This window comes from Stappia sp. 28M-7 (genome assembly GCF_014252955.1).
Classification (GTDB): Bacteria; Pseudomonadota; Alphaproteobacteria; order Rhizobiales; family Stappiaceae; genus Stappia.
In genome coordinates this window covers 48,297-61,410 of record NZ_JACMIA010000001.1, presented here as the reverse complement: position 1 = coordinate 61,410, position 13,114 = coordinate 48,297, and the positions used below count along the sequence as shown (strand labels likewise).

Genomic DNA, 13,114 nt, shown 5'->3' with positions numbered 1-13,114 from the left:
GGGGCGGTCATGGACTTGCGGCTTGACGGAAAGCGGGCGCTGGTCACCGGCGCCTCGAGCGGGCTCGGCGAGCATTTCGCCAAGGTGCTGGCGGAGGCCGGCGCCAGCGTGACGCTGGCGGCGCGGCGTCTCGACAAGGTGGAGGCGAATGCCGCCGCCCTGCGCGAGGCGGGGCACGACGCCGAGGCGGCGGAGATGAATGTCGCCGACGCGGACAGCGTCGCGGCGCTGTTCGCCGGGCGCGCGCCCTTCGACATCCTTATCAACAATGCGGGCGTTTCCGGCGCGGGCGCCGCGCTTTCCATGACGGCGGAGGAGTTTGCCGGCGTCATCGACACCAACCTGACCGGCGCCTTCGCGGTGGCGCGGGCGGCGGCGGCTGGCATGCGCGAGGCGGGCGGCGGCTCCATCGTCAACATCGCCTCGATCCTGGGCCTGCGCGTCTCCGGCCATCTTGCCGCCTATACCGCTTCCAAGGCAGGGCTGGTACAGCTGACCAAGGCGCTGGCGCTGGAGTGGGCGCGCTACGGCATTCGCGTCAACGCGCTGTGCCCGGGCTATATTGAGACGCCGATCAATGCCGAATTCTTCGCCACCGAGGCGGGCAAGGCGCTGATCGGCCGCATCCCGCAGCGGCGGCTGGGATCGCAGGGCGATCTCGACGCACCGCTGCTGCTGCTGGCCAGCGACCGGTCCGCCTACATGACGGGCTCGGTCATTGCGGTGGACGGCGGTCATCTGGTTTCTGGATTGTGAGGGCATTCATGGATTTCACCCTTTCCCCCGAGATCGCCGGCCTGCGCGCCGAGATCGCCGCCTTCGTCGAGGAGCACCTGATCCCGCTGGAGAGCGATCCGGCCTCCTACGACGCGCACGAGAACATCGCCCCGGATGTGCTGGCGAAGATGCGCTCCAAGGCCCGCGAGCAGGGCCTGTGGTGCCTGCAGCTGTCGCGCGAGAACGGCGGGCGCGGCGTCGGCAAGATGGGGATGGCCGTGTGCTACGAGGAGATGAACCGGTCGATCTTCGGGCCGGTCGTCTTCAACTCCGCCGCGCCCGACGACGGCAACATGATGATGCTGGAAGCGCTCGGCACGCCGGAGCAGAAGGAGCGGTGGCTGGCGCCGATCGCGCAGGGCAAGGTGCGCTCGGCCTTCGTGATGACCGAGCCGCATCCGGGCGGGGGCTCCGACCCCGGCATGATGCAGACCCGCGCCGTGCGCGAGGGCGACGACTATGTGGTCACCGGGCACAAGTGGTTCATCACCGGCGCGGAGGATGCGGCGCATTTCGTGCTGATCGCCCGCACCTCGGACGATGCACGCGCCGGCCACACCGCCTTCCTGTTCCACCGCGACCAGCCGGGCTGGGAAATCATCCGGCGCATTCCGATCATGGGACCGGAAGAGCATGGCGGGCATTGCGAGCTGCGCTTCGACGGGCTTCGCATCCCGGCGGAGAACGTGCTGATCGGCGAAGGACGGGGCCTGAAGGCGACACAGACGCGGCTCGGGCCGGCGCGCCTGACCCACTGCATGCGCTGGCTCGGCCTGTCGAAGCGCTGCGTCGAGATCGCCCGCGAATACGCCAGCAAGCGGATGGGCTTCGGCGTGCGGCTGGCCGACCGGGAAAGCGTGCAGGTGATGCTCGGCGAACTGGCGATGCAGATCGAGATCGGCCGCATGCTGGTGATGAAGGCCGCCTGGGAGATCGACCGGGGCGGCTACGCCCAGAAGGAAGTGTCGATGGCCAAGGTGCATGTCGCCAACCTGCTGCACAAGGCGGCCGACACGGCGATCCAGATCAACGGCGCGCGCGGCTATTCCAAGGACACCGTGCTGGAATGGATCTACCGCTACGCCCGCCAGGCGCGGCTGGTCGACGGCGCCGACGAGGTGCACAAGATGGTGCTCTATCGGCACCTGGAAAAGGACGGGCGCGACGCCTGGCGCTGGGAGACCGGAGAATGAGCGGACCCGGCTTCGATACGGGGAGGCTCGCCGCGCGGCTCGATGCCGAGCTCGGCCCCGCGGAAACGGGGACAACGCTGGAGCGGATCGGCGGCGGCCAGTCCAACCCGTCCTTCTTCCTGGACCGGGGACACGAACGCTACGTGCTGCGCAAGCAGCCGGGCGGGCCGATCCTGCGCGGGGCCCATGCCATCGACCGGGAATATCGGGTGCTGCAGGCGCTGGCGCCGACCGGCGTGCCGGTGCCGAGGCCGGTGCTCTATTGCGAGGACGCCGAGGTGATCGGCACGCCGTTCTACCTGATGGAACGGGTCGAGGGGCGCGTCTTCACCGACACCTCGCTGCAGGAACTCCCGGCAAGCGAGCGCCGCGCCATCTGGATGGCGGCGGCCGAGGCGATGGCGGCGATGCACGCCATCGTGCCGGAGGAGGTCGGCCTTGGCGACTACGGCAAGCCGGGCAACTATTTCGAGCGGCAGATCAGCCGATGGGACCGGCAATATCGCCAGTCGGAGCTGGCACCCATCCCCGCCATCGAGGTGCTGTTCGACTGGCTGAGCGCCAACCAGCCGGCGGACGACGGGCGCGTGTCGCTGTGCCATGGCGATTTCCGGCTCGGCAACCTGATGTTCCACCCAAGCGAACCCAAGGTGGTGGCGATCCTCGACTGGGAGCTGTCGACGCTCGGCCATCCGCTGGCCGACCTCGGCTTCTGCTGCATGCCCTGGCACACCGCGCCTGAGGAATATGGCGGGCTGCTGGGCATCGACCTTGCCGCGATGCAATTGCCACAGGAGGACGAGTTCGTCGCCTGCTACATGCAGGCGGCCCCCGGCTCGCCCCCGCTCCTGCCCTTCCACAAGGCCTTCGCGCTCTACCGCTTCGCCGTGATCTTCGTCGGCATCGCCGAACGGGCACGGCTCGGCAATGCCTCCGATCCGGAGGCCGCGAAACTGGCCCCGCTCGCCGAGCGCTTCGCGCTCAGGGCGCTGGAGATCGCCGAGGGGCGGCCGCACGCGCTCTAAGCCGCTCCGCCCTCAGGAGGCGGCAGCGCGCAGGCTGGTCGGCGAGGCGGGATGCAGCCGGTTCCAGGCGCGGCGGAACTGGCGGGCGGAGGAAAAGCCGGCACGCGCGGCGATCTCCTCCATGTCGAGCCGCGAGCCGAGCACCATCTCGCGCGCCAGCGCGATGCGCATGCGGTTGACGAAGTCGGTGACGCTGAGCCCGGTATGCTCGTTGAACAGGCGCGAGAGGTTGCGCGGGCTGGTGGCGGCAAGGCGGGCGAGCGCGGCGACGGTCCAGGCGCGGGCCGGATCGCCGGCGACCGCGTCCTGCACCCGGTGGATGGCAGGATGGATATGGTTGCGCCCTTCCAGCCAGGGCGAAAGCTGCGGGTCGGCGCCGCCGCGCCGCAGATAGACGACGAGATAGCGCGCGACCGCCAGCGCCACGTCGTGGCCGGCCTCGCGCGCGACGATGGCCAGCATCAGATCGATGCCGGCGGTGATGCCGGCGCTGGTCAGCCGCTCGCCGTCCTCCACGAACAGGCGGTTGTCGCGCACCCGCGCGGTGGGCGCGGCGCGGCGCAGATCCTCGATCGCCGCGTGATGGGTGGTGCATTCGCAGCCTTCCAGCAGGCCGGCACGGGCGGCAAGCAGCGCGCCGGAACAGATCGTCACCAGCCGGATGCCGGGGCGCACCACCCGGCGCAGCCAGCCGGCGATCTCCGCCTCCAGCGGCGCGTCGTCCTTGCGCGTATCGGTCTCGCTCCCCAGCGGCCTGTCGGCCGCGCCCGAGACCACCACCATAGCCCCGACGGGCAAGGCATCGGGCAGCGGCGCGATGCCGGTGACGGCAAGGCCGACGGAGCTGGTAACGTCCGCTGCCGGGCCGACATAGGCGACGTCGAAGCGCAGCTGCGCCTGCTCCATGTTGGCCTTGCGCAGCACCTCGACCGGGCCGGCAATGTCGAGCAGCAGCGCGCGCGGGGGAACCACGACGAAGACGGGTATGGTCCGCACGCGCGCTGCCTCGTTCATGCGGCGAGCCGGCCCGCCGTGGCGGCAGCCAGCGCCTCCTCCACCGTGGCGATGCGGGCGAAGCGGCCGGCAAGCACCAGCTCGCTGCGGGCGCGGATTTCGGCGGCGCTCCACTCGCGCCCCGCCGCATCGACCATCGGGAAGGTCAGCGTCGCCTCGCCGACGAAATCGACCTCGTATCCGAGATCCGAGGCATGGCGCGTGGTGGTCTCGCAGCACTGCTCGGTGCGGATGCCCGAGACGATCAGCCGGCGGATGCCGCGCTCGGTCAGCCAGACATCAAGGCCGCTGCCGACCAGCGCGCTGTGGCGCCGCTTGCGGAAGACCGCATCGGCGGTAAGGCGCAGCGGGGACAGCGGCACGACGAAGCCGGAGCCTTCCGAGAACGGGCCGGTCTCTTCCACATGGAAGACCTGCACCATCGGGATGCCGGCGGCGGCGGCGCCGTCGATCAGCGCCTGCTGGCGCTCCAGATAGAGGCCGAGCCCGTCTTCGCGGAAGTAGGACCGGTGGCGAAAGGACTCCTGGGCATCGACGACGATGAGAGCGGTATCTGCGGACATTTTCCGTATCTCCTGACAACGACAGTATCCGCAGGATAGCGCCGCCCTGAAAGGGCGAAATGCGCAGGCAGGACGGATGAGGGACACTTCGCGCCAAAGCACAGCAGCCGGAAGGTCGTGAGAAATGCTCCCCCTCGCCTGAAATCCCTTCAGTTTCCTTCGTTGGCCAGGGGCCTGTAGTCTCCTCATCGCGGCAACCAGGGGACGGGCGCGCAATGACAGACGGACTGGTTCTTCCCGGCATCGGCGGATCGGGCGAGGCGCATTGGCAGAGCCTTTGGGAAGCGGAGGATGCCGGGCTGGCGCGCTTTGCCCCGGCCGACTGGGACCGGCCGGAGCTTGCCGAGTGGACGGGCGCGCTGGAGCGGGCGCTCAGCAACTTTTCGCGGCCGCCGCTGCTGATCGCGCACAGCCTCGCCTGCCTGCTGGTCGCCCATGCGGCTGAGAGGCTTTCGGGCCGCGTGCGCGGGGCCTTCCTGGTCGCCGTGCCGGACCCGGACGGGCCGGCCTTTCCAACTCAAGCAGCGAGCTTTCGCGACGTGCCGGCGCGGGCGCTGCCGTTCCCGGTGCTGATCATCGCCAGCAGCGACGATCCCTACGGCACGACGGAGCATGCCCGCCGGCGGGCGCGGGACTGGGGGGCCGGGCTCGTCGAGATCGGCGCCAGGGGCCACATCAACGGAGCGAGCGGTCTCGGGGTCTGGCGCGAAGGGCGAATGCTGTTCGACGCCTTCGCCGCCGGAGCGCGCGCGTCAGGCTAGGACGGGCGGTGGCGCGCCTGCCTCGAGATTTTCGACGAGGCCGGCAATGGCGCGCAGCGCCGTCTCCAGCTCGTCCATGGCGGGCGCGCCGAGGCACAGCCGCACGCCGCAGGAGGCCTCATTCGCCGGGGTGCCGGGCGCGGCGGCGGTGGAGGCGGGCGGGGTGACGAGGATGCCCAGCGCCCGGGCGGCGGCCTCCAGCACCGCGGCCTGCCCGGCGAGGAGCGGCAGCCAGACGTGATAGCCAACATGGCGCGCGTCGCGCATCGCGGGGCCGAGGATCGCCCCGGCCAGCGCCCGGCGGCGCGCGGCCTCCTCACGGATGGCGGTGCCGATCGCCTCGGCGGTGCCGTCGAGCACCCATTGTTCCATCACCACGCAGCCGAGCGGCGAGATCATCAGCCCGCTGGCGTGAAGTGCCGCTTCCGTGCGGGCGACAAGGGCCGGGGGCACCACCAGACCGCCGACGCGCAAGGAGGGGTTCAGGGTCTTCGACAGGCTGTTGATGTAGACGACGCGCTCGGGCGCAAGGCCGGCGAGCGGGGGGAACTCGGCCTCCGGCGCCAGCGTGTAGACATCGTCCTCCACCAGCATTGCGTCGCGCGCACGGCAGACCGCGACGATCGCCTCGCGCCGGCCGCGCCCCATCGAGCCGGTGGTCGGGTTCTGCATGGTCGGGGTCAGGTAGACCGCGATGCCGCCCTCCGACCGCAAGCCGTCCAGCACCTCGTCCAGCGCATCGGGCAGCATGCCTTCGGCGTCCATCGCAACGGCGAGCACGCGCAGGCCCATATGCCGGGCGAGCGCGAGGACGCCGGGATAAGTCTGCGCCTCGACCAGCAGCGTGCCGCCGGGACCGCAAAGGGTGGAGAGCGCAACCGCCAACGCATGCTGGGCGCCGCCCGCCAGCAGCAGGCACTGCGGGTCGGCCTCCATGCCGAGGCGGCGGAACCAGCGGGCCATCTCGTTGCGGTAGCGGGCATGGCCGGCGACCGGCGGATAGGCGTTGAACACATCCGCATCGAGCCTACGGGAGACGGCGGCCAGGGTGCGGGCGAGCAGCCGTTCGCTGACGCCGGAGGGCGGGGCGTTGCGCGACAGGTCGACGAGCGGACCCTTGCGCGCCTCGGTGGCGGCGACGAAGCTGCCCGAGCCGCGCACCGAGCGCAGCAACCCGCGCCGTTCCAGCACGGCATAAGCCTTGGTCACGGTGCCGAGCCCGATGCCGAGGCGCCAGGCGAGATCGCGCTGCGCGGGAAGGCGCGCGCCGACCTCAAGCGCGCCCGACAGGATGTCCTGCGACAGGGCGGCGGCGAGCCGTTCGCCGGGCGGGCCGGCCCCTTCCGCCAGGCGGGGCTGCCAGGGCGAACGCAGGCGCATGCGAAATCTCCTCAAGTGTACCGTGACACTTTTCCTGTTTTAACAAAGTGTCACAGCCAATAGCATCCCGGATCGTGAAAGTCCTGCCTGACCGGATCGGACCCCAGATGCTCCAGCATGCCCCTTCCCCCTCACCCTCTCCCTCGCCTGCCCTCTCGCCGCCGCAGGAGGCAGGCCGCCCCGTGCGACTCGGTGTGCCGCTGACGGCGCTGCGCGCCTTCGAGGCGGCGGCGCGCCATCTGTCGATCAAGGAGGCGGCGGGCGAGATCGGCGTGACGCCGTCGGCGGTGAGCCACCAGCTGCGCGTGCTGGAAACGGTGCTGGGCGTCGAGCTGATGCGGCGGGTCGGGCCGCGGCTGGAGCTGACGGAAACCGGACGCATGCTGTCGCCGGAACTGACGGCGGGCTTCGGCCGGATCGCCGGGGCGGTCGGGCTGGTCAGGAGCGAGCGCAAGCTCGGCCCCTTGCGCCTGTCGATGCTGCCGACCTTCGCCGCGCACTGGCTGTCGCCGCGGCTGAGCCGCTATCCTTTCGCCCGGGCCGGGTTCGAGCTGCTGATCTCGACCGGGCAGGACCGGGCCGACCTCTCGGCCGGGGCGGCGGATGCGGCCGTGCGGCATGGCGACGGCCACTGGCCGGGCGTCGTCGCGGAGCGATTGTTCGAGGAGACGGTGGGGCTGCTCGGCGCGCCCGGCATGGCGACGGGCGGGGAGGACGAGTTGCGCGCCCGTGTCGGCCGCACGAACCTCTTCCTGTCGCAGAACCGGCGGGAGAATTTCGCCCGCTGGAACGCGTCGCTGCCGGGCGGGCCGTTGCAGCCGGCGGCGGTGACCGTCGTCGATTCCGCCGGGCTCGGCCTCAAGGCCGCCATCGACGGGGCCGGCGTGACCCTGGCCGGGATCGAGATCGCCGGGCAGGACATCGCCGCCGGGCGGCTCACGCCGCTGTTCGCCCACAAGGTGCCGGCCAATGCCGGCTACTATCTGTGCTATCCGCCGGCGCTGGAGCGCGACCGGCGGATCCGCAACGTGCGCGCCTGGCTGCTGGCCGAGGCGGGTCAGGCCTCGCCGTCCCAGTAACCGGCGGTCGCATCGCCGCGCAGCACCAGATCCAGCCGCCGCGCGGCTTTGTCGCCGCCGGGGGCGGAGCCGGCAAACACCACCAGCTTGCCGCTGTCGGGATATTCCATCACATCCGGCTCGCGCATGCTGCTGATGGCGAGATAGCGCAGCGGCGCGTCCGGCCCGGCGATCAGCTGGTGCGCGGTCTGCGGCCCGCCGGCCGGGCAGACGACGACATCGCCGGCACTGACCGGGTGTTCATCGCCCCCGTAGCGCAGCCGGCCGGAGCCGGCGAAGATCACGAACATCTCGTCATTGGCGTGGTGGCAATGAAACGGCCAGGCCTTCTTGCCGGCCGGCACCTCGACATAGCGCGCGCCGAGATGGCGGGCGCCGAGCGGCGCGGCGATGGCGGCCGTGTCGGCCTCGAAGGTCTCGCCATGGCGCTGGGTCTGGAGCGGCAGGGCATCGGGCCGCACAATCGGGGGCCGCACGATCGGGGAGGTCATCGGTCATCTCTCTCGTTTGCATCATCGGGAGGAAGGGGCGCCCAGCCGGCGGTTTCGACCTCGATACGGTCGCCGGCGGTGGAGGGCGCGGAGGCGAGCAGGAAGACCAGATCGCCGGGCCCGTCGTTGCGCACCCAATGGGGGCGGCCGGGCGGAACGTGGATCGCCTGGCGCGGGCGGGCGCGCAGCGTCCCTTCCGGCATGCGCAGGGTCATCTCGCCCTCCAGCACGTAGAAGACCTGGCGGGCGCGGCGGTGCAGGTGCGGCGTCTCGCTGGTGCCCGGCTGCATCAGCTCCTGGCGCAGCTGCAGGCCCTCCTGATCCAGCAGGCGCCAGCCGAGGCAGCCCTCGCCCCAGGCGTAGAGATTGTCGGCGCCAGCCTCGGTCAGCGAGACGGCGGAAGCGACAAGGGGTGCGGTTTCGCGGGTCATCGGGATCACTCTCTCACAGCCAGAACAGGACGGCGGTGAGGGCTGCGAGCGCGGCCATCGTCCGGTTGACCAGCAGCAGCTTGCGCCGGTCCTTGAGCACTTGCCGCAGCCCCGCGCCGAAGGCTGCCCAGACCGACATGCAGGGAATGCCGATCACGGTGAAGACGAGGCAGACCATCGCCAGCCGGCCGGCATAGCCCTCGCCGGGCGCGACGAAGGCGGCGATCACCGTGCCGGCGATCAACCAGGCCTTCGGATTGACGAACTGGAAGGCGGCGGCCTGGAAGAAGCCGATGGGCCGGGCCATGGAGGCATCGCGCAATTCGCCCGCGCGCCAGAGCTTTGCCGCCAGCCACAGCAGATAGAGCGTGCCGATGACCTTCAGCGCCACCTGCAGCCGCGGCTCCAGCGCGAAGATGGCGCCAAGACCCGCACCGACCGCGCTCAGCTGCACCGCGACGCCGAAGGGAATGCCCAGGATATGCGGCCAGGTGCGGGCCATGCCGAAAACGAGGCCGGAGGTCGTCAGCATCAGGTTGTTGGGGCCCGGCGTGATCGACATCACGAAGGCATAGATGGCAAGCGCCATCAGAGAGGTGGGATCCATATGCGCAACTGTCCTTGACCGCGGTCCGCCTGGGTGCCGAGCCGCCGAAGGTCAGTTGAGCACGGACGAAGGCCGTCGGCTGCTGAGTTTTCGTCAGGGAAAGATGAGCCGGGCTAACGCGACGCCCCCCTCGCCCCCTCGACTCAGGCCGGCAGGGGCCGCAGGCGGTGGGCGCTCTCCAGATGGATGCGCGGCACGGCGGCGAGCAGGCTGCGCGTGTACTCGTGCTGCGGGTCGGTGAAGATTTCCTCGGTCTCGCCTTCCTCGACGATCTCGCCGGCGCGCATGATCGCCACCCGGTCGGCGAACTGGCGCACGGTCGACAGGTCGTGGGTGATGAAGAGGAAGGACAGGCGGTGCTCGTCCTGCAGGTCGGAGAGCAGGTTCAGCACCTGCGCCCGCACGGAGACGTCCAGCGCCGACACCGCCTCGTCGGCGACGATGAAGCGCGGGTCGAGGGCCAGCGCCCTTGCGATGGCGATGCGCTGGCGCTGGCCGCCGGAGAACTGGTGCGGATAGCGCGAGACGTAGTCCGGGTCGAGGCCGACGCGGGCAAGCAGCGCCCGCGCCCGCTCGTGCCGCTCGGCCCGCCCGGCAAGGCCGTGGATGGCGAGCCCGTCGGTCACCGCATCGCCGACGGTGCGGCGCGGGTTGAGCGAGGCGAACGGGTCCTGGAAGATCGTCTGGACCTGGCGGCGGAAGGCCATCAGCTCGTCGCCGCGCAGGGAGACCACATCGCGACCGCGATAGAGGATGTCGCCGGACGTCGGCCGGTCGAGCCGGGCGACGCAGCGCCCGAGCGTGCTCTTGCCCGAGCCGGATTCGCCGATCAGCGCCGTGGTGGTGCCCGGCGCGATGGTCAGGCTGACGCCGTTGACCGCGTGCAGGGACTTGCCGCCGAAGGGCAGGATGCCGCCGCCGAGGCGGAAGGTGCGGCGCAGAGTGCGCAGCTCCAGCGCCGGCGTTGCCGCGTCCTCCTCGCTTTCGGCCGCAGCGGCGGGCGCGGCAGGAACCGGGGCGGAGGGCACGGAAGAGGCCACAGGAGCGGGCGCGCCATCGGCCCGGCCGAAGATCGCATCCGTGTCGACGGTCGGAAAACGCAGGCCCGGCGTGCGCGGCAGCTCGACATCGGGCGCGGCGGCGATCAGCGCGCGGGTATAGGGATGCCGCGCCCGGGTGAAGATCTCCGTGACCGTGCCCTGTTCCACCACCTTGCCGCGATAGAGCACCACGACGCGGTCGGCGATGCCGGCGACGACGCCGAGGTCGTGGGTGACGAAGACGACGGCCGAGCCGAGCTCGCGCTGCATCTGGAACAGCAGTTCCAGCACCTGCGCCTGCACGGTGACGTCGAGCGCGGTGGTAGGCTCGTCGGCGATGATCAGCGCCGGATCGGCGGCGCAGGCGATGGCGATCATCACCCGCTGGCGCATGCCGCCGGACAGCTCGTGCGGGAAGGCGCGGGCGCGCGTCTTCGCATCGCGAATGCCGACCCGCTCGAGCAGCGCCACCGCCCGGCGCATGGCCTCGGCCCGGGTGACGGGGAAATGCAGCAGCAGGACCTCGGCGATCTGGGCGCCGACCCGCATGCCCGGATTGAGCGCGGTCATCGGCTCCTGGAAGATCATCGAGATCTCCTTGCCGCGCACCGCGTTCATCCGCTTTTCGGTCGCCTCCTGCAGCGCTTCGCCACGCAGCAGGATCTCGCCGCTGCGGCGGACCGAACCGTCGAGCAGGCCCATGATCGCACGGCCGGTGACCGACTTGCCGGACCCGGATTCGCCGACGATGCACACGACCTCGCCGGGCGCGACATCGAAGCCGACACCGTCGACCGCCAGGAAATCGCCGAAGCGGACGGACAGGTCGCGGACGGACAGCAGCGGGGCGGCGGTCATTTGCGCAGCTCCGGATTGAGGACGTCCTGCAGCAGGTCGCCGACGAGATTGACCGCCAGCACCACGAAGAACAGGGCAAGACCCGGGAACACGGCCGACCAGGGATTGATGTAGATGTAGTTCTTGAGAATGCCGACCATCTGGCCCCAGGACGGGGTCGGCGGCTGCACGCCGAGACCGAGGAAGCTCAGCCCCGCCTCCATCAGCAGCGCGAAGGAGAAGGTGACCGAGGCCTGCACGGCGATGATCGAATAAAGGTTCGGCAGCGCCTCGTGGCGGATCAGCCAGAGCCGGCCGGCGCCGAGCGAGCGCGCCGCCAGCACATGCTCGCGGGCGCGGATCGAGCGGGTCATGTTGTAGACGACGCGGGCGAATTGCGGGCAGTAGATCAGCCCGATCGTGCCGATCAGCGTGCCGAGGCCACCGCCGAGCAGCGCCAGCGCGATCAGCGCGACGAAGATTTCCGGCAGCGACACGAAGACATCGATCAGCCGCATGGCGACCGCCTCGACGCGTGGGCCGCAAAAGCCGATCAGCACGCCGAGCAACGTGCCGAGCACGCCGGCGAGCAGCACCGCCGACAGGGCGACGCCGAGCGAGATGCGCCCGCCATGGATGATGCGCGAGAGGATGTCGCGGCCGAGCTCGTCGGTGCCCAGCCAGTGCGCCTGCGAGGGGCCGGAGAGGATGTTGAGCGTGTCGATGGCCAGCGGATCCTGGATCGGCAGCAGGGGCGCGGCAGCGGACAGCACCGCGACGACGAGCAGGAACAGCAGGGCGGCGGAGGCGGCCAGGTTCCGCCGGCTGCCCAGCTCGCGCAGGAAGGTCGAGAGGAAGGTGGTCGTCATGCGGTGGCCCTCACGCGCGGGTCGAAGAAGCTCTGGGCGAGGTCGATCAGCAGGCTGATGAGGATGAAGATCGCGAAGATGGCGATCAGGCTGCCCTGGATCACCGGGTAGTCGCGCGAGAAGGAGGCGCTGACCAGCAGCGAGCTGAGGCCCGGCCAGTCGAACAGCGCCTCGACGATGACCGTGCCGCCGAGCAGGTTGCCGGCGCGGATGCCGATGATGGCGATCACCGGCACCATGGCATTGGGCAGCGCGTGGCGGATCATCGCCCGCCCCCGCGACAGGCCCTTGGCACGGGCGAGCGCCACATAGTCGTTGTCCATCGTGTCGATCAGGCTGGCGCGGGTGACGCGGGCGACCACGCCCATGAAGTTGAGCCCGATGGCCAGCGAGGGCAGGACGAGACAGGACAGGTGCAGCAGGGGATCGTCGGCGAAGGGCACGTAGCCCGAGGAGGGCAGCACCTGCAGCCAGACGCCGAAGACGACCACGAGGATGACGCCCGAGACGAAGACGGGCGCGGAAAAGCCGATCACCGAGACGATGGAGCTGATCGCACCGGACAGGCGGCCGCGGTTGCGCGCCGACAGGATGCCGAGCGGCAGGCCGAGCAGGACGGCGACCAGCAAGCCGCCGGCGATGAGTTCCAGGCTGCGGGGGATGCGCAGCAGCAGGTCGTCGAGCACCGGCTCGCCGGAGCGGATGGAGACGCCGAAGTCGCCCTGCAGCAGGCGCATCGCCCAGTTGCCGAACTGGACGAAGAGGGACCGGTCGAGGCCCAGTTCGTTGCGCATGCGCGCAACCGCCGCCGGATCGCCGCCGGTGGCCTCGCCCAGCATGATCATCACCGGATCGCCGGGGATCATGCGGGCGACGAGGAACACCGCCACGGCGGCGATGGCCAGCGTCAGCAGGGCGGAGGAAAGCCGGTGGCCGAGGAACCTCAGCATGGAACGCTCCCGTTGAACGGAGCCCGCCGCGTCAGCCGGTCAAGGGCGGGGGCGCGGCGGGCGGGTCTGCGATGCCGGACGAGCCGGTCAGGCGAGG

General features: G+C 70.7%; 14 protein-coding genes. 5 read left to right on the top strand and 9 right to left on the bottom strand.

Translation table 11 applies throughout. The annotated features are described in order from the left end of the window. The first annotated feature begins 9 nt into the window (after window positions 1–9). From H7H34_RS00270 to H7H34_RS00260, 3 genes are read left to right on the top strand one after another with little or no spacing between them, the layout of a single operon-like run. On the top strand, window positions 10–756 hold the full coding sequence (locus H7H34_RS00270) for an SDR family NAD(P)-dependent oxidoreductase (protein ID WP_185923883.1): 747 nt from the start codon (window positions 10–12) through the stop codon (window positions 754–756). A gap of 8 nt (window positions 757–764) precedes the next feature. Further along, window positions 765–1,970: an acyl-CoA dehydrogenase family protein gene (locus H7H34_RS00265; RefSeq protein ID WP_185923882.1), complete on the top strand. Its 1,206-nt coding sequence runs from the start codon at window positions 765–767 to the stop codon at window positions 1,968–1,970. Beyond that, window positions 1,967–2,995 carry a phosphotransferase family protein gene (locus H7H34_RS00260; RefSeq protein WP_185923881.1) on the top strand — a complete coding sequence of 343 codons (1,029 nt, stop codon included), beginning with the start codon at window positions 1,967–1,969 and terminating at the stop codon, window positions 2,993–2,995. Before H7H34_RS00265 ends, H7H34_RS00260 begins: the two co-directional genes overlap by 4 nt. Window positions 2,996–3,007: 12 nt before the next feature. On the opposite strand, the gene H7H34_RS00255 is transcribed toward H7H34_RS00260, so the two are convergent. Beyond that, a complete protein-coding gene (locus tag H7H34_RS00255) occupies window positions 3,008–4,009 on the bottom strand; it encodes a GlxA family transcriptional regulator (protein WP_185923880.1) in 1,002 nt (333 codons plus the stop codon). Beyond that, window positions 4,006–4,572, bottom strand: coding sequence for an isochorismatase family protein (locus H7H34_RS00250; protein WP_185923879.1), 567 nt, complete (start codon window positions 4,570–4,572; stop codon window positions 4,006–4,008). The genes H7H34_RS00255 and H7H34_RS00250 overlap by 4 nt, the downstream gene beginning before the upstream one ends. Window positions 4,573–4,787: 215 nt before the next feature. Here H7H34_RS00250 and H7H34_RS00245 point away from each other — a divergent pair, with 215 nt between their 5' ends. Beyond that, window positions 4,788–5,333, top strand: coding sequence for an RBBP9/YdeN family alpha/beta hydrolase (locus H7H34_RS00245; RefSeq protein ID WP_185923878.1), 546 nt, complete (start codon window positions 4,788–4,790; stop codon window positions 5,331–5,333). Here H7H34_RS00245 and H7H34_RS00240 read toward each other — a convergent pair. Then, a complete protein-coding gene (locus H7H34_RS00240; RefSeq protein WP_185923877.1) occupies window positions 5,325–6,713 on the bottom strand; it encodes an aminotransferase-like domain-containing protein in 1,389 nt (462 codons plus the stop codon). The two genes, H7H34_RS00245 and H7H34_RS00240, sit on opposite strands and share 9 nt — an antisense overlap. Window positions 6,714–6,895: 182 nt before the next feature. On the opposite strand from H7H34_RS00240, the gene H7H34_RS00235 reads away from it, so the two are divergent. Then, the gene (locus H7H34_RS00235; RefSeq protein ID WP_371811331.1) at window positions 6,896–7,792 is read left to right on the top strand and encodes a LysR substrate-binding domain-containing protein; all 897 of its coding nucleotides are present in this window, start codon (window positions 6,896–6,898) and stop codon (window positions 7,790–7,792) included. On the opposite strand, the gene H7H34_RS00230 is transcribed toward H7H34_RS00235, so the two are convergent. From H7H34_RS00230 to H7H34_RS00205, 6 genes are all read right to left on the bottom strand, one after another. Continuing rightward, window positions 7,771–8,283, bottom strand: coding sequence for a cupin domain-containing protein (locus tag H7H34_RS00230; RefSeq protein WP_185923875.1), 513 nt, complete (start codon window positions 8,281–8,283; stop codon window positions 7,771–7,773). The two genes, H7H34_RS00235 and H7H34_RS00230, sit on opposite strands and share 22 nt — an antisense overlap. Continuing rightward, window positions 8,280–8,714, bottom strand: coding sequence for a cupin domain-containing protein (locus H7H34_RS00225; RefSeq protein ID WP_185923874.1), 435 nt, complete (start codon window positions 8,712–8,714; stop codon window positions 8,280–8,282). Before H7H34_RS00225 ends, H7H34_RS00230 begins: the two co-directional genes overlap by 4 nt. A gap of 13 nt (window positions 8,715–8,727) precedes the next feature. Continuing rightward, a complete protein-coding gene (locus H7H34_RS00220) occupies window positions 8,728–9,321 on the bottom strand; it encodes a LysE family translocator (protein ID WP_067222903.1) in 594 nt (197 codons plus the stop codon). A 143-nt stretch (window positions 9,322–9,464) separates the two neighbouring features. Then, complete coding sequence (locus tag H7H34_RS00215; RefSeq protein WP_185923873.1) at window positions 9,465–11,219, bottom strand: ABC transporter ATP-binding protein; 1,755 nt, start codon at window positions 11,217–11,219, stop codon at window positions 9,465–9,467. Then, the gene (locus H7H34_RS00210) at window positions 11,216–12,067 is read right to left on the bottom strand and encodes an ABC transporter permease (protein WP_067222899.1); all 852 of its coding nucleotides are present in this window, start codon (window positions 12,065–12,067) and stop codon (window positions 11,216–11,218) included. The genes H7H34_RS00215 and H7H34_RS00210 overlap by 4 nt, the downstream gene beginning before the upstream one ends. After that, entirely contained in the window at window positions 12,064–13,017 is a 954-nt protein-coding gene (locus tag H7H34_RS00205) for an ABC transporter permease (protein ID WP_185923872.1), read from the bottom strand. The genes H7H34_RS00210 and H7H34_RS00205 overlap by 4 nt, the downstream gene beginning before the upstream one ends. Window positions 13,018–13,114: the final 97 nt, after the last annotated feature.

Excerpts from the sequence above, each read along its gene's own strand:
- H7H34_RS00250 (WP_185923879.1), bottom strand. The coding sequence starts at position 4,572 with ATGTCCGCAGATACCGCTCTCATCGTCGTCGATGCCCAGGAGTCCTTT.
- H7H34_RS00245 (WP_185923878.1), top strand. The coding sequence starts at position 4,788 with ATGACAGACGGACTGGTTCTTCCCGGCATCGGCGGATCGGGCGAGGCG.
- H7H34_RS00265 (WP_185923882.1), top strand. The coding sequence starts at position 765 with ATGGATTTCACCCTTTCCCCCGAGATCGCCGGCCTGCGCGCCGAGATC.
- H7H34_RS00260 (WP_185923881.1), top strand. The coding sequence starts at position 1,967 with ATGAGCGGACCCGGCTTCGATACGGGGAGGCTCGCCGCGCGGCTCGAT.
- H7H34_RS00225 (WP_185923874.1), bottom strand. The coding sequence starts at position 8,714 with ATGACCCGCGAAACCGCACCCCTTGTCGCTTCCGCCGTCTCGCTGACC.
- H7H34_RS00205 (WP_185923872.1), bottom strand. The coding sequence starts at position 13,017 with ATGCTGAGGTTCCTCGGCCACCGGCTTTCCTCCGCCCTGCTGACGCTG.
- H7H34_RS00220 (WP_067222903.1), bottom strand. The coding sequence starts at position 9,321 with ATGGATCCCACCTCTCTGATGGCGCTTGCCATCTATGCCTTCGTGATG.
- H7H34_RS00230 (WP_185923875.1), bottom strand. The coding sequence starts at position 8,283 with ATGACCTCCCCGATCGTGCGGCCCCCGATTGTGCGGCCCGATGCCCTG.
- H7H34_RS00240 (WP_185923877.1), bottom strand. The coding sequence starts at position 6,713 with ATGCGCCTGCGTTCGCCCTGGCAGCCCCGCCTGGCGGAAGGGGCCGGC.
- H7H34_RS00255 (WP_185923880.1), bottom strand. The coding sequence starts at position 4,009 with ATGAACGAGGCAGCGCGCGTGCGGACCATACCCGTCTTCGTCGTGGTT.
- H7H34_RS00210 (WP_067222899.1), bottom strand. The coding sequence starts at position 12,067 with ATGACGACCACCTTCCTCTCGACCTTCCTGCGCGAGCTGGGCAGCCGG.
- H7H34_RS00270 (WP_185923883.1), top strand. The coding sequence starts at position 10 with ATGGACTTGCGGCTTGACGGAAAGCGGGCGCTGGTCACCGGCGCCTCG.
- H7H34_RS00215 (WP_185923873.1), bottom strand. The coding sequence starts at position 11,219 with ATGACCGCCGCCCCGCTGCTGTCCGTCCGCGACCTGTCCGTCCGCTTC.